This window comes from Flavobacteriales bacterium (genome assembly GCA_020635395.1).
Lineage (GTDB): Bacteria > Bacteroidota > Bacteroidia > NS11-12g > UBA9320 > UBA987.
Genome location: JACJZV010000004.1, coordinates 298956 through 319586, shown reverse-complemented (window position 1 = coordinate 319586; position 20631 = coordinate 298956). Strand labels below are relative to the sequence as shown.

Sequence of the window (20631 nt, the reverse complement as noted above, 5' to 3'; positions counted from 1 at the left end):
CGGGTGACGGTCTCATTCCAATTCCCTACTTATAACTTCTCGTTTTAACCTCGATGTTTTCGTATTTCAAGTCTTCTTTATGTAGCACCGCTTCGCTGGGTTTTCCTTTATATTCCCATGCAGCAACGTACATATAGTTGCTGTCATCACGTTTAGCCTCTCCTCCTTCTTCCTGATATTCTTCTCTAAAATGGCCTCCACAGCTCTCGTTTCTTTCTAAGGCATCTTTTGCCATAAGCTCGCCAAGTTCTAAGAAATCGGCCACCCTTCCGGCTTTTTCCAGCTCCTGATTAAAACTGTCGGCGGTGCCGGGTACGCGTACATCTTTCCAAAACTCCTCACGCAATTGGGCAATTTCGTGTATGGCTGTTTTTAGACCTTCGGCAGTCCTAGCCATTCCAACTTTATCCCACATTATTTTTCCCAACTTTTTGTGGAAATAATCAACCGATTTTGTGCCGTTATTGGTCAAGAAAAAGTTTATTCGTTCCTGAACCGCTTTTTCAGCTTCGTCAAACTCAGGTAAATCCGTAGAAATTTTTCCGGTTCGAATATCGTGTGCCAAATAATCACCAATGGTGTAAGGTATTACGAAATAACCATCTGCCAAACCTTGCATCAAAGCCGAAGCTCCCAATCGGTTTGCTCCGTGGTCCGAGAAATTGGCCTCGCCAAGTGCATAACATCCGGGAATGGTTGTCATTAGGTTATAATCTACCCAAATGCCCCCCATAGTGTAATGCACAGCAGGGTAAATTTTCATCGGGGTTTCATACGGATTGTCGTCCACAATTTTTTCGTACATCTGAAACAAGTTGCCATATTTGGCTTCTACCACGGCCTTGCCCAATGCTCTAACTTTTTCGATTGATGGATTTTCCAATCCTTCAATGGCCGCCTTTTCTCTTCCATATCGCTCTATGGCCGAAGAAAAATCAAGATAAACAGCCTCTCCAGTGGCGTTTACTCCAAAGCCTGCATCGCATCTTTCTTTGGCGGCTCTTGATGCAACGTCTCTTGGCACAAGGTTGCCAAAAGCAGGGTATCGTCTTTCTAAGTAATAATCGCGGTCTTCTTCTTTAATATCTCTCGGACGAAGTTTCCCGGATCTAATGGCCTCTACATCTTCTTTCTTTTTAGGAACCCAAATTCTTCCATCATTTCTCAACGACTCCGACATCAGCGTAAGTTTTGATTGATGATCGCCCGAAACGGGAATACAGGTTGGGTGAATTTGTGTAAAACAAGGATTGGCAAAATAGGCTCCTTTTTTATGAATTTTCCATGCAGCCGTAGCATTGCTGCCCATTGCATTTGTGCTTAAAAAGAATACGTTGCCATATCCGCCAGAGGCAATAACCACTGCATGAGCCGAGTGTCTTTCTATTTCTCCGGTAATTAGATTTCTGGCTATAATGCCCCGAGCTTTCCCGTCCACTATTACTACATCAAGCATTTCGTGGCGGTTATACATTTTAATATTTCCTTTACCTATTTGCCGGCTCATGGCAGAGTATGCTCCCAAAAGCAACTGTTGCCCTGTTTGACCTTTGGCATAAAAGGTACGTTGCACCTGCACACCACCAAACGAACGATTGTCTAACAATCCACCATAATCTCTGGCAAAAGGCACACCTTGAGCCACACATTGGTCAATGATATTCGCCGAAACTTCGGCCAACCGATATACATTGGCCTCACGGCTGCGATAGTCTCCTCCTTTTATGGTGTCGTAAAACAACCGATAGGTAGAGTCGCCATCATTTTGATAATTTTTTGCTGCGTTTATACCCCCTTGTGCCGCAATGCTATGAGCCCTTCTGGGTGAATCCTGAAAACAAAACGCTTTCACTTTATAACCCATTTCGGCTAATGATGCCGAGGCAGAACCCCCGGCCAAACCTGTTCCAATTACAATAACATCCAACTGACGTTTATTGGCAGGGTTAACCAAATTTACGTGCGATTTATAATCTCGCCATTTATCAGCTAAGTTTCCGGCAGGTATTTTCGAATCTAATTTTGTCATAACTCTAATTGTTTATCGGTTTAAGAATTGATAAAGTGATAAACTGCAATAAATATGAATGCCAATGGAACGGCAATGGAATAAATTGTTCCAAGTTTTTTAATAAATGGTGTATATTTTTTGTGTCGCAAACCCAACGATTGAAAGGCAGACTCAAAGCCGTGCATGAGGTGCAAACTCAAAAACACAAAAGCCAAACAATATAGAGCAATGCGTATTGGGTTGCTAAATTCTTCTTTCAACTCGGCATAATATCTCCACTCGCCGTGTTCCATGCCGCTCATATCGCCTTTAATATACTTTATGTTTAACTCAGGAAACCAAAAATCCATAAAATGGATGGCAAAAAACAACAACACCACAACGCCCGAAATAATCATGTTACGAGACATCCAAGTGGAGTTTTCCGAGCCTTTGTTCATGGCATATTTTACCGGACGGGCTTTTCTGTTTTTTAATTCTAACACAAAACCCATCACAAAGTGAAAAACAACACCAAATGCCAGAACGGGTTGCATGACGTATTGAATGAGCGGGTTGGTGCCCATAAAATGTGAGGCTGCATTAAAGCCATCGGGCGAAACCACCGAAATAAAATTGATGATGCAATGCTGCAACAAAAAAACAAGCAGAAAAAGAGCCGATAAGGACATGGCTATTTTTCGTGCAATACTGGATGAAAGTAATCCCATAATATTTTCTTTTTCTTCGTGTTTTTGCCAATGGCAAATACCAACGGCAAAGGTAAAATTCTATTGATGTAAGAAAAACTTTAGAAAGCATTAGATTGGTTCTAAATAGGGTTTGATAATTCAATACAAAGAATAACTATTGAAAGTATTTCGTTATCAAGCCAAGAGACTTGCATTTTTTTATTGGATAATAAAATTAGTAAGGATAAAAGGAAAAAGCAGGCCAGATATAAATTGCAAAAGCAAATTTATCTACTCCTGCAGGTTTCATTTTTAATTTTTAAGCAAATAGTTTCGTCGGTTAATGTTAATATCCAAAATTCTAAATCTTTAAAACCAGACAATGTCAATGGGCTTGAGACTTTACGTATCATTTCCAGGAAATTCATATTATATCTTTCAATAACATAATTTTTACCGTCCAGTTGGATGATTAAGGAGGTAACTTTTTCAAAATCGAAGTTTTCAGGCAAACTTATTACTGCATTTGATTTGTTTAAAATTGAAAACTGAGAAAGGTTTTCATCGTTTGTGTTTATCAATAAATCTACATCCCAATCGGAGACTTCGGTTTCTTTTCCATTGGCTATTATTTTTAAAATCAAATCACTTTGTTTTGCCCTAATTTTAATCAATTCCAAATGAACGTCGTTTAGAAGAGAAGGAAGGTTATATTGCAAAATGGAATCTAAATTATTTGCAAAGTTTGATTTTAAAAGTGCCGCATTTTGCCCTGAATCTTTAGCCAATTTCAGAAATTCCTGAATTTCTTCATGGGTGTATTTTGACCAATACGCAACTTTGATATCGTTGTAAGTTGTTTGCCTAAAATATTCTATGTCATTCATTAAAAAGGAATCAAACTCAGCCACTTCTGCTTTATTGCCAAAGTCAATTTGATATTCTATGAATAGTTCCTCTTTGATTGAATCTATGTGATTTTTGATGCTCTCGTAGCCGTGATTTAAAAATTCTGAACACTTAATAACTTGCAAAAATTCTTCAACCTGCTTATCGTTTGACTGAGCAGAAACTATATTCGATATTATGAGCAATGAAATGAATAGAAGTATTTTTTGCATCTTTTTAACAATTACCGAAAACCCTCAGATTTATTTACTTTAAGAAAGTAAAAACAAACGGATTCCAAAAATAAACAATATTCTGTATCCTGTGGCAAACAACATTGGTTCAATCTCCACAACAAAAAATTTGGGTTTACATTTGCCCTATGAATTTTCCTTCGGAGACAATTGAAACCGCCGTTGAGCAATTGAGCCGTTTTCCGGGTATTGGTAAAAAAACGGCGTTGCGTATGACCCTTTTTTTGCTTAAAGATAAAGCCGAAAATGTGGAACGTATGACCACGGCCATTGGCAACCTGAAAACAAAGGTAAACTATTGTAGCGTGTGCGGAAATATTGCCGAAGCCGATGTTTGCTCCATCTGTAAGTCGGTAAACCGTAACAAGCAGTTGGTGTGTGTGGTAAAAGATTTTCAGGATATTATTTCGATTGAAAATACCGGACAGTTCAACGGGGTGTATCATGTGCTGGGCGGGGTTATATCGCCCATGGACGGCATTGGCCCTGATGAAATTGCTATTTCTTCTTTGCTCAGCCGAATAGAAAATGAACAAATAACGGAATTGGTTTTTGCCCTTAGTGCCAATATGGAGGGGGACACCACGGCTTTTTATATTTCGAGAAAAGTGGAAGCTTTGAATGTGAAAATATCAACCATTGCCCGCGGTATTGCAGTGGGCGGAGAGTTGGAATATGCCGACGAAATTACCCTGGGGCGGTCTATTTTAAACAGAATTCCGTATTCGGCGGCGATGTAGGATAGGGCTTCTTCTATATTTTGTCTTGCTTCAAGGTGGTTGAAAAATAGATTAGGACTTAGTTTCTAAAGGCATACAACCGAAAAGTAAGGCAACAATAAATCTTAATTCAGTTTCGTACTTTTTGTTTGCCCTGATTAGGGCTTGCCAGCCCTATAACCCGGCTTTACTTTTTTTCTTAGTCAAAAAAAGTAAACAAAAAAGACAAGCCAAAAATATGCTGCCAACGCACAATCCCCAATTATCATCGGGACGCACGCCCGCATTTTTGGCGACCCAATTCTCGCTTCGCATCGTCGAAATAAAATGAACCTGTTTGTACCTACGAGGTTACATTTTAGCGAAAATAACCTGAAGATTTTTTACATTTTAAGGTGTTTGGAGCTTTAAAAAAAATCTTATTCCTTAGACGGATTATCTTTTTGTTGATTTCGATTTTTATTTCGATTCCTGTTCTGATTGTTTTTATTCTGTCGGTTGGGATTGCCACCGCCACTTTTTGCCTCTTTTTTATTGTTTGGCGTTTTGTGCTGTGCTTTTGGCTGCCCTTCTTTTTGCTGTTGAGGCTTGGGGGCGTTGGCGTTTCGCTGATTGTTGCCACCCGAAGTGCCTGTTCCTTTTTTCTTTTTGCGTTTGTTCTTGTTTTTTCGTTTTCGTTCTTTGTCTATTTCGTCATATCTACTCACATCGGTATCCGAAATAAGGTCGGGGGCGGGCTCAAATCGGTTAATAATTTCCGCTCCAATAGGTCGGTCAATCAACGTTTCTGGCTTTTCTCCCGATTTGTTGAGTTTTAATATTTCATTTACCCGATCAAGCGAAACCGAAATCCACTCGGTATTTTGGGGGTATGAAAACCACAACATCCGTTTTAAAATATCGGTTTTTTGCAGGCGGGCATCGCCCACTTTGGTCTGCAAAATCAGTTCTTCTTCTTTCGGAAACTCGTTTAAAGCCTCCAAATAGGTTTCTAATTCAAAATTCAGGCAACACTTTAGCCGCCCGCATTGGCCTGAAAGTTTGAGCATATTAATGGAAAGATTTTGATTTTTGGCTGCCCCCATGGTCACAACTTTATAGTCGGTAAGCCATGTGCTGCAACAGAGTTCTCGCCCGCAGCTGCCAATGCCACCCAAACGGGAAGCCTCCTCGCGGTAGCTTACCTGTCGCATTTCAATCCGGGTTTTAAACTCGGCTGCATATTGCTTTATCAAGGCTCTAAAGTCAACCCTTTTTTCGGCGGTATAAAAGAAAATTACCTTTCGGCTATCGCCCTGAAACTCGATGTCGCTTAGTTTCATGGCTAAATTCATTTCCATGGCAATGGTTCTGGCACGCTCAAGAGTGGCGGCCTCTCGGTCTTTGGCCTCTTGATATTTCTCGATGTCCTTGTCTGCCGCTGTTCGGTATATTTTCTTTATTTTTTCGTCGTCTTCGGTCAGGCCATTTTTTTTGAGCTGAAGCCTAACCAACTCACCACTGAGGCTTATTTCGCCCACATCGTGGCCAAAGTCGGATTCCACTACCACCATATCTCCGGTGTATAAATCCAGGTTTTCCTCGTTTCTAAAAAACTCTTTTCTGCTGCCTTTAAAACGAACCTCTACAATGTTGAAAGGCTTGTAATCTTGTGGCAGGCTCATGTGGTTTAGCCAGTCGTATGTATTGAGTTTGTTACAGGCTAAGGTAGAGCAGCCTCCATTTTGGCCGCATCCAGCCGAGCAACCTCCGCCCTCATGTTCGCTTCCGCATTTTCCGCATCCCATATATATTTCTTCTTATCACTTTAAAATTTAGTGTGCTTTGGCAGTTGATAAAAACGAATCTCGAACCTGCAACGATAGCTGAAACAATGTCAGCTTTGGGTTTGCATTTCGTTCGATGTGGTAAATACATTCATTCAACCCTTCATAAAGCACTTCAATATTAGCAAATTGTACGACACCCGAAAAATTTACGACAAATTGTTTTTCGTCTTCGGCAAGTCGCACGTGGTAGTTTTCGATGGTTTTAAAGGCCAGCACTTCACGAATCAGCTTTAGTCCGTAGGTTAAAAAGGTTTTGATATTTTCACGGCCTTTTGCACCCAGTTGGTCGCTCCAAGTCATGAGCCCTGGCACGTCGCGTCTATAGCATAGCCGCATCCAATCTTTAAAACCGGTGGTCATTTCATTATCGGCTTCGGCAGCAATTTTTTGTGCGGCATTCAGATTCCCTTCGGCCAAAAAGGCCACGGTTTCCAGATCGTTGGTCAGTTTGTTGTGGTGCAAATAATCCATGATTTCGGCATTGGTATAAGGCAATACTTTTTGCAGTTGAGTTCGGCTGAGTATGGTGGGTAAAATTTGGTCTATGTTTTCGCTTACCAACATAAAATACGTCTCTGCTGGCGGTTCTTCTATCAATTTTAACAGGGCATTTCCCTCTTTTCCCAAATGTTCGGGCAACCACATCAGCAATACTTTTTTTGAGCTTTCAAATGCCTTTAAACTCAGTTTTTGAATGATGCTTCTACATTCTTCTTTGGTAATATTTCCCTGTTTGTTTTCGGCATTGATGTCTTCCATCCAGTCGTTGTAGCTCAAATGAGGATTGGCCACAAAAGATTTTCGCCATTGCTCAATATGGTCATTGCTCACAGGTTTGTCGCCCGATTTTTTTGGAATGACCGGAAAAGAAAAATGCACATCAGGATGAATGAGTTTGCCCGTTTTGATGCATGCCGAGCAGACAGCACATGAATCATTTTCTGTGGGATTTTGGCATAAAAGCATTTGTATGGTTGCCATTGCCAAAGGCAAGCTGCCACTGCCTTCTACCCCCGAAAAAAGTTGGGCATGAGGCATTTTGCCGGAAGCAACTCTTCCGGTTAGTACTTTTTTTATATCCTCTTTCCCGATTATATCTGCAAAACGCATCGGGACAAAATTAGGGATAGATTTTGGTTTTGTTTTGACCAAATGAAAACGGTTTGCAAATGAGTAAAGTAATTTTTGAACAATGTGTTTTGCCAAATCCAACATCTATCTAACTAAGAAACTTTCATTAATTTGCACCAGTTTTAAATAAAGCTTCAAAAAATGAATAAATGGTTTGAATTGGCAAAGCCCCACTTGATTGCAGTGGCTATCTTTTTAGGTGTTTTTGCAACCTATTTTCATCCTCAGTTGGAAGGTTTGGCCGTGAATATGCGGGATATTCAGGAGGGAAAAGGCATGATAAAAGAGGCCAACGATTATCATGAAAAAACGGGAAAATATACCCTTTGGACCAACGCCATGTTTGGTGGTATGCCCATGTATCAAATCAGTTCGCCACAAAACGGAAACTTTGTGGCCAAATATATCGAACCCATACTTCACTTGTGGTTTAATGCACCAATCGCTTGGTTTTTTACAGCTGCTTTGTGTTTTTATATTTTAATGATGGTGATGGGAGTAAACCATTGGCTATCCATTATCGGTGGGTTGGCTTTTTCGCTGGGTACCAACCATGTTATTTTGTTTGCCGAAGGACATACCAGTAAGTTTAGAGCCATATCGTATTTACCGTTGGCTATTGCCGGCGTTTATCTACTCCTCGAAAAGCGAAAATACCTTGCTGGCGGTATAGTATTTTTATTGGCCATGGCACTCAATTTGGCAGCCACACACTATCAAATGACCTATTATTTTGCTATTGGCTTGGGCTTATTTATGGTTTTTTATTTGGTTTATGCCCTTAAACAAAATGCCATTATGCCTTATTTAAAATCCGTAGGTATTATGCTTATTGCGGGTATTTTGGCTGTGGGGCCTTCTTTTGGCAAACTATATCCAACGCTGGAGTATGCCAAATTTACCATGAGGGGCAACTCGGAGTTAAAAAAAGAAGCCGCTTTGGAAAAAGCCAAAGGCATGACAGAAGAAGAAAGGGCAAAGGCTGCGGCAGATGCTGCGGGTTTGGACTGGGATTATGCTATGTTGTGGAGCAATAACTCAATAGACTTTTTGGCTACTTTCATACCTGGTGCAGCTGGAGGAAGTACTGGAGAAAAGGCTGGAGAAGGGTATAAAGTTACAGACACCTACAAGTCTGATGTAATTAACTGGCTATATTGGGGTGGAGCAGAAAGCACTTCCGGACCCGTATATTTCGGGGCGGTTTTGGCTTTGATGGTTGTTATTGGCCTGTTTTCAATCGAAAATAAGGCTTGGGCTTATGGCATTTTTGCAGCAATGATTTTGATAGCGTTGTTGAGTTTTGGAAAACATTTTGAGCTATTGAATGAGTTTGCCTTTAAGCATTTCCCAAAATATAAAACCTTCCGTTCGCACAATTCAGCCATGGGCGTGGCAGCTGTTTTCTTTGCCATTGTTGGAGTTTATGGTTTGTCGGAATTCATCAATTCAAAAAAATCTGAAAAAGAAAAGATTAAAATTTTGTTCTGGTCAGTTGGCATCGTTGGCGGTTTGTCGGCCATTTGTATCTTGTTAGGAGGTAGCTTATTTAGCTTTAGCCATTTTGAAGATGACTTACTTTTTGCTCGCTATCAGGGTCAGTTTCAAACTCAGCAAAACTTCGACAATTACATGTCGTTATTGATGGATGATAGGGTTCATTATTTTAGAGCAAGTGCTATACGAACACTAATATTTGTCTTGTTAGTCGGTGGGTCATTATGGCTTTATGTAACTAAAAAACTGCAACTAAATTATGTGTTAGGTATTGTGGGCATTTTGGTTTTGATAGATATGATTGGAATAAATAACAAATATCTATCTACCGACGAATTTGTCGAAAAATCAAAAGTTGACAGACCGTTTGTTGCTCGCCCTGTGGACAATGCCATTATGCAACAAGAGCCAAAAGGCAGAGGATATTATCGGGTGTTTGACGGTTCAATTAATACATTCAACACAAGCTTCGCCAGCTATTTCCATAACACCGTTGGCGGATACAGTGCCGTTAAAATGGGTAGAATTCAGGATGTAATTGATACCTTCCTGCGGTCGCCACTCACCACCACCAATATAATGGATATGTTCAACGTGAAATATTTTATCAATAATCAAGGCCAGGTTATTCCAAATGCAGGAGCATTGGGCAATGCATGGTTTGTTGATAGTTTTATTCATGTAAGCACGGCAACAGAAGAGTTAAAAACCCTCGAAACCTTCAACACCGCTACCACGGCCATTGTGCATGACAAAGATTTTGGAGACTACACCAAATCGTTAATAAATAAGCCGGTGGACAGCAGTAGCACTCGAAAAATTGAATTGGCAAGTTATGAGCCCAATCGCTTGGTGTACAAATCCAGCACAGCCAAAGAAGAATTTGCTGTATTCTCCGAAATTTATTATGCCCCCAATGTGGGTTGGAATGTGTATCTCGACAATAAATTGTTACCCGAAAATTATAGCCACATTCGCACCGATTATTTATTGCGAGGCATGAAAATTCCTGCCGGAAACCACGAAATTGTATTCGAGTTTAAACCTGCGAAATATTATACTGGCGAAAAAATTTCGTATGCCTCATCGTCAATTATTATTCTGCTATTGTTGGGTTGGCTATTTATGGAATACAAAAAATTAGATGCACTTCCGATGCCTGAAACCAAAAAAGTAGTTCATAAAAAGAAATAAAAATTAATGCGTAAAAAAGTGGGAATTGTGGTCGGCACCCGACCCAATTTTATTAAGATTACTCAGTTTGAAAAGGTTTTTAATACCTACGGAGATTTATTTGATTTCAAACTGATTCATACAGGACAGCACTACGACAGAAACATGTCGGAGGTGTTTTTTGAGCAATTTGGCCTTCGTAAACCCGATGTTTTTCTGGAATTGAAGGGATTGAGTCCGGTGGCTCAAATCGGAGAAATAATTGTGCAGTTGGGCAATTTTTTGAACGAATGGAAACCCGACATTTTAATAACACCGGGTGACGTAAACTCCACATTGGCAGCGGCCATTGCAGCCAATAAAACCGACACACGGTTGGCTCATTTAGAAAGTGGTTTGCGAAGTTTTGACCGCACCATGCCCGAAGAAATTAACCGATTGCTGACCGATGAAATAACCGACGAATTTTTTGTGACAGAGCAAAGTGGCTTAAATCATTTAAAAGACGAAAAGGCTGCTGGAAGGGTTCATTTTGTAGGCAACACCATGATTGACACACTGGTGGCTTTTGAACCTCAAATTCAACAAAGCCCGGTGCTACAAGAATATGGGTTGGAAGAAAAAGGTTTTGTGTTGATGACCATGCACCGGCCAGCCAATGTGGACACAAAAGAGAATTTGGATAAGTTGATGCGGATAATTAATCACGCCTCAAAGAATTATAAAATTGTTTTTCCGATACACCCACGAACTCGCAAAAGCCTCGAAAATCATGGATTGTTAGACGAAGTGGAACTTAATAAACAAATCATTCTGACAGCTCCGCTCGATTATTTTGCATTTCAAAAATTGACGGCTTCGTGCAAATTTGTATTAACCGATAGTGGAGGCATTCAAGAAGAAACCACCTTTAGGCAAGTGCCGTGCCTTACCCTTCGGCCTAACACCGAAAGGCCAATAACCATTGATGTAGGAACAAACACTTTAGTGCCGTTTGAGCCTGAATTGGTTGAGTCGTATATCGATCAAATATCGGATGGAACCTACAAAAAGGGAGAAATTCCGCCCCTTTGGGACGGAAAATCAACCGAAAGAATTGTTAAAATTCTTAGTGAAATTTTATAAACTGAAGAGGAACAAAAAGAAAAAAACTACGCATACAATCTGGCAGCTTCCTCCTCTTTTAGCTTCTTAACCAATTCCAACGCATCTGGCACCACGTCGCTACACAACACAATCAGCGAGCCTTTTTCTGCTGTTTTTACCGCATGAATAATGGCTTCTTTTTCCGACGGAATGATGGTGGTTTTTATGCTCGCATCTTTCATTTTTATTCCATCATCCAACATTTTGATAAGTTCCTGCTCGGTTTTGCCGCGTAGCCTTTTATCTTGTCTGATGATTATTTCGTCAAACATTTCGGCGGCAATGCTGCCAATTTCGTTGTTGTCCTCGACCCGTCTATCACCAATGCCCGCAATGATGCCAACTTTTTTGGTGGCTTCCATATTGTCGGTAAGTTGTTGCAGAGCCCTCATTCCGGCGGGGTTATGGGCATAATCTAACAGTATCGAAAAATCTTTAAAGTTAAATAAATTGAGTCTTCCGGGAGTTTGCGAGGCAGAAGGCATAAAGGTTTCGAGAGCTGATTTTATATCTTCTATTTCTACCCCCTGAACATACGCTGCCAACACAGAGGGAAGCACATTTTGTATCATAAATTTGGCTTTTCCGCCAAAGGTTAGAGGCACATTAATAGCTTTGATAACTCGAAGTTTCCAAGTGCCTTTGCAAATGGTGATATATCCATTTTCATAGATTGCACATAGGCCATCAAGTTTTTGAATAGCCCTAATATGAATGTTTTCTTCATCCATAGAAAATAGTGCCACATTGCAGTTTAGATTTTTCCGCATATCATACACCAATGGGTCGTCAGCGTTTAATATGGCATAACCATCGGGTAATACGGTTTCGGGAATTACCCCTTTTACTTTGGCCAATTGCTCGATGGTGTGAATGCCTTTTAAGCCCAAGTGGTCGGCGGCAACGTTGGTAACAATGCCTACATTACAGTTTTTAAATCCCAGACCTGCTCGCAGCAAGCCACCTCTGGCGGTTTCTAAAACGGCAAAGTTTACGGTTGGGTCTTTTAGCACAAACTCCGTACTCGATGGTCCAGTGCAATCGCCTTTCATCAGCAATTGATTTTGAATATATACCCCATCCGTAGTGGTGTAGCCAACTTTGTATCCCTTCATTTTTAAAATATGGGCAATTAGGCGGGTGGTTGTAGTTTTTCCGTTAGTACCCGTAATGGCAATAATGGGTATTCGGGCAGTGCTACCGGGAGGGAATAATTTGTCGATAACCGGAGCGGCCACATTTCGTGCAAGACCAGTGGTTGGGGCAAGGTGCATTCTAAAACCCGGCCCGGCGTTTACTTCCAAAACAGCCCCTCTTGTTTCAGAAAGGGGTTTGCTTATATCTGTGGTCATAATGTCTATTCCACAAATATCTAAATCAATAATTTTGGAAATGCGTTCGGCCATAGCCACGTTCGATGGGTGTACTATGTCTGTAACATCTTCCGATGTGCCTCCGGTACTCAAGTTGGCGGTATCTTTTAAATACAGTTTTTCATCATTTTGCAATATGGTTTCGAGGGTGTAACCTTTGGCTTTAATTAATGATGCCGTGAGTTCGTTAACCGTTATTTGAGTTAGCACCTTTTCGTGTCCGTATCCTCTTCGAGGATCTTCATTAACCTTGTCTATTAACGTTTGTATGGTGTCAATCCCATTCCCAACAATGTGTGCCGGAGTTCTTTTGGCAGCAGCCACCAACTTATGATTAATAACCAACAGTCTAAAATCTTCACCCGTAACAAATCGCTCCACAATAATGGAGGAAGAGACTTTCTGGGCTTCTCTAAAGGCTTCCAAAGCATGGTCGTAGTTGTTAATATTTACCGTTATGCCACGACCATGATTGCCGTTAACTGGTTTTATAACCAATGGAAAACCCACATAGTCGCAGGTTGAGGCAAGGCTGCTTTCTCTTCTTATTATTTCGCCCCGAGGCACAGGCACTTCGGCTTGCTCTAACAAATATTTGGTTTCTTCTTTGTCGCAGGCCAATTCAACGGCAATGTTGCTGGTTTCGCTCGTTACCGTGGCTTGAATACGCTTTTGGTTGGTGCCATAGCCCAATTGGCAAAGCGAATACCTGTTTAACCGTATCCACGGAATACCCCTTTTTTCGGCTTCTTCCACAATCGAACCTGTGCTTGGGCCAAGTCTTTCTTGCTCTCTTATTTCACGAAGTTCCTGAATGTCATCGCTTAAATCATACGGTTTATTGTCTATCAATGATTGACAAATTCTCACCGATGCTTCTGCCGCATATCTGCCTGCCTTTTCTTCCATATAGGCAAATACCACGTTGTAAACGCCTTTTTGTCCGTAGTCGCGGGTGCGGCCAAACCCCACATCCATTCCGGCCAGAGTTTGCAATTCGAGAGCGATGTGTTCGATGATATGTCCCATCCAAGTGCCTTCTTTTACACGCTGAAAAAAACCTCCTTCGGTGCCTACCGAGCATCGGTGGGATTGCATGGAAGGAAAAAGATTTACCAGACAGTCGTAAAATCCATCAATTTTATTGGATGGACGATCTTCCATTTCTTCCAAATCCAACACCATAACGATAAGTTTGTGTCGTCTTACAGACCAATAATTTGGTCCACGCATAGCATTTATTTCTACTATTTTCACGTTTCTCTAATAAATCTTGATAAAACTTCTGAAACAATTCAACGAACAATGATAATAAGTAAACCTTTCAAATACAATATTTTTTAATTGAATGGCTGAAATACCTTTGCCCCCAAAATTATTAGGCGATAAAAACAATGTTTAAAGCGAAGGGTATATTAATTCCGATTGGCGGAAACGAGGATAAAGGGGATGATATCAACCGAAGTGAAACCGAGACACTCGAATTTATTCAGGAGGGAATTATCTCGCATGTGGTGCGGGAAAGCGGAGGAAAAGACAAAAGTTTTGTTGTTATTCCAACGGCTTCCAGCATTCCGGTTGAGGTTGGTCAAACCTACATTCAAACCTTTGAATTGTTGGGTTGTAAAAATGTAACGGTGCTGGATATTCGGAAAAAAGCAGACGCCAACAATCCTAAAAATCTTGAGATAGTTAGAAAATCCAGTTGTGTGATGTTTTCGGGCGGCGACCAATCAAAAATTACCAAAATAATTGGAGGTAGTGCCTTGCACGAAATACTTACCAATAGATATGCCAACGACCCAGAATTTGTGCTTGCCGGAACCAGTGCAGGAGCGATGGCTATGTCGGAAGAAATGATTGCCGGTGGTATTGCATCCGAATCTTTTGTAAAAGGTACAGTAAAAATGTCGAAGGGCATGGGGTGGCTGCCGCAAATAATGATTGATACACACTTTGTGCAACGCGGAAGGTTTGGCAGAATTGCTCAGGCCGTGGCGAAGTTTCCGTCAATTTTGGGCATAGGCTTGTCTGAAAATACGGGTGTGGTAATTAAAAATGGAGATGATTTAAAAGTAATAGGCACGGGTATGGTTATTATTTTTGATGGCAGCGAAATAGAACACAACAGCGAAGCCCTATTAGAACCCGGCACCCCCATGACCATCACTAATTTGAAAGTGCATGTCTTGTCAAACTCAGACCGATATACTCTTTCAACCAAAAAAGTGGCGGTATTACCTATTGATGCCCCTTTTAATTAGTATAAGATAACAAACGGAAAGGTTTGCTATATTTATGAAAAAATGGCAACCACTTCTACATTGCGGTTATTTTTTGCTGCCCTATACATTCCTGCGGTGTTAAACGGCATACAAAAATTTCCTTTACTATCAACGGCTATTAGACCTCCATCGCCATTTAGAAGGGGCAACCGTTTATGTATAACCTCTGCACAAGCCTCTTCCAAACTCAAATTTTTAAATTCTATGAGGGCAGAAACTTCGTAGGCCACAACACTTCTGATAAAATATTCACCGCTTCCGGTACACGAAACAGCACATGTTTGGTTATTGGCATAGTTGCCGCATCCAATAAGCGGGCTGTCGCCAACACGTCCAAACTTTTTGTTTGTCATACCTCCGGTGGATGTGGCAGCTGCCAAATTGCCCCTAATATCGCAGGCTACAGCTCCTACAGTGCCGAATTTATGCTCTTTTGACGTGTGGTCAAGTTGGAATTGATCGGTGTTTTTAACCGTTTGCCATTGGTCAAATCTATATTGGTCAAAGAAATATTCATCGGACAAACATTCAATTTCCAGTTGCTTGGCGAAATCCATTGCACCTTGCCCAGCCAAAAATACATGGCCAGATTTTTCCATCACAGCCCGTGCCAATGAAATGGGGTTTTTTATACCTTGCACCAAAGATACGGCTCCTGCATTTCGGTTTAGACCCTCCATAATGGATGCGTCCATTTCGTGTGAGCCATTGGCCGTAAAAACGCTTCCTCTACCAGCATTAAACAATGGACAATCTTCCAAACTTTTTACAGCTGTTTCTACGGCATCAAGTGCATCTCCGCCTTTTTCCAACACCGAGTATCCCGCATTTAATGCTTCCGATAGGGCTGATTTATAGGTTTTTTCTTGTTCGGTAGATATTCCTTCCGGCAACAAAGTGCCTGCTCCTCCATGAATTGCAATAGATATTATATTATTTGACATAGGATAACCATTTTATAACGACAAAATATTGTTTAGTAATTTGGCATATTGTTGAGCCATCGACTTGCGGCTGTATTTCATAATCTCGTTTTGTTTTACACTAAGATTTTTTGACTGATAATCCTCAAAATAGGCCAAAATTTGCTTGCGAATACCTTCAACGTCTTGATATTCAAACATTTTGCCTGCACCTGAATCATCCAATATTTTGGCCGAATCTCCTGTGTTTGGCCCGATGCCTAAAATGGGTCGGTTGGCACCCAAATATTCATAAATTTTGCCGGGAACCACGCCCAGACTGTTTGGAGTGTCGTTGATTGGAATGAGCAATACTTGAGATTTTTCGAGTTCTGCAATGGCCGATTTATGCGGTAAAAACGGAATGTGATTCAGGTGGGTTTTTAATTCAAATTTTTCGATAGAACTAAAAATGCTGTGATCTACCTGGCCAATCAATTTGATTTCTAATTGGTTAGAAAAGTTTTCGTGTTCTTTTACCAACTTATTCAAGGCTATCCAAAACGCTTCAGGATTTCGGTCTTTATTCATTGACCCAATATGACAAATACTGAATTTTGAGTCCAACCTTACCTCGGCATTTCCAAAATCATTGTGGTCGAAACCATTGCGGATAACGGTTATATTGCGGTTGCAAAGTTTTTTAAAATCATCTGCCCAGTGCGAACTAACTGTCACAATTTCAGTGGCATTTTTCAGAACAGATTGCTCTAATTTTCGGTGTTTTTTATCCGCCCATTTGGTAAGTCTTAGTTGGTCGTAAAAATCAATGTTGGTCCATGGATCTCTAAAATCTGCCACCCACGGGATGTTCATTTTTTTTGTAACACCCAATGCAATTAGGTGCGTGGTGTGTGGCGGTCCGGTAGAAATAATGGCATCTACGGGGTTTTCTTTCAAATAATTGGTTAGAAATTTAATAGAAGGTCGAATCCAGAATTTACGGGCATCTGGAATGAAAAAATTACCTCGAATAAAAACGGATGCCTTTTGGGCAAAGCTCTCTTTTTTGTCGTTTATAAATCCGGAGTAAACCTTTTCGTTTGATTTTTTCCCGGTGAATTTTTTATAAAATCCATAAGGCTCCCATATCGGAATTTTTAAGGTTTGTACCTCCGCACTTACCTCATTTAACAAAGACTCATCCACCACAGGTGCTTCGCCATTTTCGGGAGTAAAAACAATGGGTTTCCAGCCTTCAGAGGGAAGGTATTTGGTCATTTTCAACCATCGCTGAACACCCCCTCCGCCAGCAGGAGGCCAATAATAGGCTATGAGTAAAAATTTTTTCAAATTATCGTATTCTTTGACCGTAACCGTTTGAGTATATGTTGTTTAAATTCCAATGTTGGATGAAATCAAAATTGCACCAATCTTCAATTTTAATGGTTTTTTGGTTGATTTCTATTCTTCGCCGATGAATGATTTTACGGTATCTAATTTGGGCAATTATTTCTGTTTCTGTCAAACAAATTAATTCAAATCGAACCTCATTTTTCAAATTAAAAAGTCCGAGGTTGCCCTGAAGTGGAGTATTCTGTTCTTGGCCGTTCACACTAATGGTGTTGTGCGATTTTACGGAACGAAAAAGCTCACGGTACTCCGGAATGGGAGTGTACAAATAGGTACCCGGATTTAATAATATGTCATCGCCCTGCACTTGCAATTCTACCGACAATTTGTCGCTATGCGTATGGCCCAATGAGTGGTGCTGTTTTGGGTTGGATATACCCGCTAAGGCAAGGTAAAAGTACTCGTTTTTTAACACAGCTAATTGGAAATCAGGAAAATAATTTAGTTCTATTTTGTTTGTAAATTCAACTTCTCTATCCGAAAAATCGAAGGTTTTTTCTTTGTGAAATGCAAAACTGAGCGGTGGAATTTGGTTTGCAACAGGCTGCAAAATTGAGCCAGATAAATCGTTAAAATAGCTTCTAAATTGTGGGGTTTGTTGTACAATTGAGTCAAAAAAATCATATTCGGCAGCAGCGAAATGCAAAGGATTCCTTGGCTTTTTTCCCATCAACCCATACACCGAACTGATAAACCCTGCATGGTTCAAGTGGTTTTCATCCCAAAACTGTTCCGCGGGATATTTTTCAAAATAATTTTTTGGCAGGCTGATGTATTTTTCTGCGGCTTGTTGGGCAGAAATCCATTTACCAACAGGGGTTAATCGCACAAACCGACCGCTGTCATTATCGCCAAATTGCGGAATTTCTCCATTCCGTTTTGAGATATTTTCAGCAAAAAACAAACTCTTTTTTAGCTTGCACCAAAAAGATTTTGAGAGAATAAAATGCTCAAAATCAAATTGTTGCTTATGTGGTTTAAAAAGTGGAGCCTCATATTTCCATCCATTTGTTTGATATGCTTTTAGTTTTTCGATTCTGTCTTTCGACAGAGAAAGAACTACCGCTGCTCCCCAAATCATCATTTCTCCACTCAACCGATGATAACTCGTGCTGCCCTCAAAATTGCTGCCATCCTCAAAAAATTGGCGAGCCATACTTCGTTCCAATTCCTGAATGCCAAAAGCAAGCCATTGGTCTGCGTTTTTATGATTTTCGAGATAAGCACCAGCAAACAAAACACCCAAAACATTACCTAAATAATGGTTGGATGTGAGGCCGTCGCGGTATTCAATGTCTTCCAAAATATGTTTGGTGCTTTCTGCTATATAATTAGCTATAAGTCCATTATTCTGACTATTCTCCTTTTCTTTTGGCAAAAAATTGAGGGTTAACAAAATGTTGGCGTTTCGGATGCCAATATCCATTGGGCAATTGAAATTTACACCCATTCCAATGGGGTTGGCCATCACAAAATCGAGTATTTGGCAGTAAATTTCAGAGATTAATTTGTCGTTGTCGGGCGATTTTTGCGAAGCAAAAATCGCTGCCATTGGCAAATGTTGAAGACGCGATAACTCCCAAGGTACTTTTAAATCGACACCCTTTTTTTCGGACATAAGTTTTCTTTGCTCATCAAACAAATGTTTGGCACTCCACCGAAAACCGCTTTTAAAATCCTTTTGCCAATCAATTGGCTTATAGCGTGGATTTAACTTCAAAATTTCAATCCAGCAATTTTTGCTAAAATCCAACTGGGATGGGAGCACTACTTGTCCAAGCCAATCACCGTTTTTGTCAAACTCTTTAATATCAAGGTTTTGATTGTATTTGTAATTTTCAAGACCTAATGTCTCTGTGTCATAAAAATTATGGATTAGACCACTGCCGAGAAGTGAAAAGGTGGAGAGGGGGTGGGGAGGACCGAAAATTGATAAAAAGGACTGGTTGAAAAGCTTGGATACTGATATTTTCTGAGAAAGTCTAGTGTCTGTATTTACATATAAGTTTGAAAGTTGTTTCTTGTTTCTAATTTGTTTAAATCGATTTTTCACCTTACTCAATATGATATGAGGAGGGAACTTCGAAAGATGTTTGATGGTAGCAATTATTTTCATCCAGCTAATTTCTTTTCAATACAGCCTAAAATTCTATCCACATGTGCATCCCAAGTATATCTGCTGCAGACTTCTGTATATGCAGCATTCGCGAGATTACTTTGAAGCGTTTTGTCCTCAAAAACAATTTTGTAGGCAGATGCTAATTCAAAAATGTTCCCTGGTTCAACTAAAAAAGCTGTTTTATTGTGTTCTAAAACTTCGCCGATTTGATCAAGGTTACTGGCTATGATTGGTTTCGAGCAAGCCATATATTCAAAAAGTTTGGTAGGAGAGCCAAAGAACTTAGTTCCATCGGGATTTGGTATGTGTGGAGAAACGAAAGCATCACAAATTTGCAGAAATCTTGCATTTTCCTGTTGTGGTATTTTGCCTGTTAAAACAACGTTGTTGCGATATTTTGATTGATTTATCAAAAGTTCCACCTCTTGAAACAGCTTACCATCGCCGATTATCAAAAATTTTACCTTACCGACGAGTTCTGGAAATCGATCAAAAAACAGAATGATGCTTTGGGCAAGCTCCATAACCCCATGCCATTTTCCGAAGGTGCCGATAAATCCAAAGACAAAATAATTTTCTAGGTTTAACGATTTTGATAATAATAGATCTTTTTCTATGGCATTGAACTTATCCGTATTTACGCCGTTAGGGTTTACCAAAATTTTATTTTTATCAATTCCGAATTCAATTAAATTTTCTTTCAATACCTCAGAAACAACCACAATTAATGCAGCCTTTTTGAGGTTGTATTTTTCAATTTTTTGAACTATTGGCAACTGAATTGAAGTCTTAAATATGTTCTTTATGGCACTATTGGTTTTGCTCCAGTTTTTCAATTTCCAAATTTCAGATGAATTGAATTCAAGAATAAATGGGATTTTATTTTTTGATGCAAAATACGCTCCACAGAAAGACTCACCGCTGAATCGTTGATAAACAAAAGAATAATTCTCTCCATCCAAATTGCGTAGATTGTACAACATTTTTAGGTTGTAGAATAGTTCTCCAAACACCGGAATTTTTTTTAAAATAGGAGAAATTATTTTAATTTCACATTCAACTTCAGGTAGTTTTTCGTTAGCAATAACCTTAAGTTCAGTTTTACTTGAGAGGGAATTTATAACGCCACTAGTATGAGTAACGCTGCCACCTGCAGTAACTCCTAAAAAATATACCGACCGTATGTATAATCCTTTCAAGGGGGCAAAGGTAGGGAGTAT

Annotated in this window: 14 protein-coding genes; 4 read left to right on the top strand and 10 right to left on the bottom strand. The window is 40.1% G+C overall.

All coding sequences use genetic code 11. The features are described 5' to 3' along the window. Positions 1–25: 25 nt before the first annotated feature. The 3 genes from H6607_12540 to H6607_12530 all read right to left on the bottom strand — a co-directional run bounded on the left by H6607_12540 (position 26) and on the right by H6607_12530 (position 3803). Positions 26–2029, bottom strand: a complete 2004-nt coding sequence (locus H6607_12540) for a fumarate reductase/succinate dehydrogenase flavoprotein subunit (GenBank protein MCB9263194.1) — start codon at positions 2027–2029, stop codon at positions 26–28. Positions 2030–2049: 20 nt separating this feature from the next. Next, complete coding sequence (locus H6607_12535; GenBank protein MCB9263193.1) at positions 2050–2724, bottom strand: succinate dehydrogenase cytochrome b subunit; 675 nt, start codon at positions 2722–2724, stop codon at positions 2050–2052. Between the two features lie 245 nt (positions 2725–2969). Then, complete coding sequence (locus H6607_12530; protein ID MCB9263192.1) at positions 2970–3803, bottom strand: hypothetical protein; 834 nt, start codon at positions 3801–3803, stop codon at positions 2970–2972. 149 nt (positions 3804–3952) lie between these two features. Here H6607_12530 and recR point away from each other — a divergent pair, with 149 nt between their 5' ends. Continuing rightward, complete coding sequence (gene recR, locus H6607_12525; GenBank protein ID MCB9263191.1) at positions 3953–4564, top strand: recombination protein RecR; 612 nt, start codon at positions 3953–3955, stop codon at positions 4562–4564. A gap of 398 nt (positions 4565–4962) precedes the next feature. Here recR and H6607_12520 read toward each other — a convergent pair whose 3' ends face one another. Further along, positions 4963–6330 carry a Signal peptidase-like protein gene (locus tag H6607_12520; protein ID MCB9263190.1) on the bottom strand — a complete coding sequence of 456 codons (1368 nt, stop codon included), beginning with the start codon at positions 6328–6330 and terminating at the stop codon, positions 4963–4965. 27 nt (positions 6331–6357) lie between these two features. Next, positions 6358–7587 carry a hypothetical protein gene (locus H6607_12515; GenBank protein MCB9263189.1) on the bottom strand — a complete coding sequence of 410 codons (1230 nt, stop codon included), beginning with the start codon at positions 7585–7587 and terminating at the stop codon, positions 6358–6360. Positions 7588–7644: 57 nt separating this feature from the next. On the opposite strand from H6607_12515, the gene H6607_12510 reads away from it, so the two are divergent. Continuing rightward, positions 7645–10194 (top strand): hypothetical protein, encoded by a 2550-nt coding sequence (locus H6607_12510; protein MCB9263188.1) that lies wholly within the window; start codon positions 7645–7647, stop codon positions 10192–10194. Positions 10195–10200: 6 nt separating this feature from the next. Continuing rightward, positions 10201–11298: a UDP-N-acetylglucosamine 2-epimerase (non-hydrolyzing) gene (gene wecB / locus H6607_12505; GenBank protein ID MCB9263187.1), complete on the top strand. Its 1098-nt coding sequence runs from the start codon at positions 10201–10203 to the stop codon at positions 11296–11298. A gap of 26 nt (positions 11299–11324) precedes the next feature. On the opposite strand, the gene cphA is transcribed toward wecB, so the two are convergent. Next, positions 11325–13949, bottom strand: a complete 2625-nt coding sequence (cphA, locus tag H6607_12500; protein ID MCB9263186.1) for a cyanophycin synthetase — start codon at positions 13947–13949, stop codon at positions 11325–11327. A 137-nt stretch (positions 13950–14086) separates the two neighbouring features. Here cphA and H6607_12495 point away from each other — a divergent pair, with 137 nt between their 5' ends. Next, positions 14087–14956: a cyanophycinase gene (locus H6607_12495; protein MCB9263185.1), complete on the top strand. Its 870-nt coding sequence runs from the start codon at positions 14087–14089 to the stop codon at positions 14954–14956. Positions 14957–14988: 32 nt separating this feature from the next. On the opposite strand, the gene H6607_12490 is transcribed toward H6607_12495, so the two are convergent. Genes H6607_12490 through H6607_12475 form a run of 4 tightly spaced genes read right to left on the bottom strand, consistent with a single transcriptional unit; the run spans position 14989 to position 20610 of the window. Next, a complete protein-coding gene (locus tag H6607_12490) occupies positions 14989–15921 on the bottom strand; it encodes an isoaspartyl peptidase/L-asparaginase (GenBank protein ID MCB9263184.1) in 933 nt (310 codons plus the stop codon). A 12-nt stretch (positions 15922–15933) separates the two neighbouring features. Then, entirely contained in the window at positions 15934–17232 is a 1299-nt protein-coding gene (locus tag H6607_12485; protein MCB9263183.1) for a glycosyltransferase, read from the bottom strand. Position 17233: 1 nt separating this feature from the next. Then, positions 17234–19408 (bottom strand): alginate lyase family protein, encoded by a 2175-nt coding sequence (locus tag H6607_12480; GenBank protein ID MCB9263182.1) that lies wholly within the window; start codon positions 19406–19408, stop codon positions 17234–17236. Further along, positions 19405–20610 (bottom strand): glycosyltransferase family 4 protein, encoded by a 1206-nt coding sequence (locus tag H6607_12475; GenBank protein MCB9263181.1) that lies wholly within the window; start codon positions 20608–20610, stop codon positions 19405–19407. Before H6607_12475 ends, H6607_12480 begins: the two co-directional genes overlap by 4 nt. Positions 20611–20631: the final 21 nt, after the last annotated feature.

Bases quoted from the DNA above. Each gene is read 5' to 3' on its own strand.
- H6607_12540 (MCB9263194.1), bottom strand. From the start codon at position 2,029: ATGACAAAATTAGATTCGAAAATACCTGCCGGAAACTTAGCTGATAAA.
- H6607_12530 (MCB9263192.1), bottom strand. From the start codon at position 3,803: ATGCAAAAAATACTTCTATTCATTTCATTGCTCATAATATCGAATATA.
- recR (MCB9263191.1), top strand. From the start codon at position 3,953: ATGAATTTTCCTTCGGAGACAATTGAAACCGCCGTTGAGCAATTGAGC.
- H6607_12520 (MCB9263190.1), bottom strand. From the start codon at position 6,330: ATGGGATGCGGAAAATGCGGAAGCGAACATGAGGGCGGAGGTTGCTCG.
- H6607_12515 (MCB9263189.1), bottom strand. From the start codon at position 7,587: ATGTTGGATTTGGCAAAACACATTGTTCAAAAATTACTTTACTCATTT.
- H6607_12510 (MCB9263188.1), top strand. From the start codon at position 7,645: ATGAATAAATGGTTTGAATTGGCAAAGCCCCACTTGATTGCAGTGGCT.
- wecB (MCB9263187.1), top strand. From the start codon at position 10,201: ATGCGTAAAAAAGTGGGAATTGTGGTCGGCACCCGACCCAATTTTATT.
- H6607_12495 (MCB9263185.1), top strand. From the start codon at position 14,087: ATGTTTAAAGCGAAGGGTATATTAATTCCGATTGGCGGAAACGAGGAT.
- H6607_12490 (MCB9263184.1), bottom strand. From the start codon at position 15,921: ATGTCAAATAATATAATATCTATTGCAATTCATGGAGGAGCAGGCACT.
- H6607_12480 (MCB9263182.1), bottom strand. From the start codon at position 19,408: ATGAAAATAATTGCTACCATCAAACATCTTTCGAAGTTCCCTCCTCAT.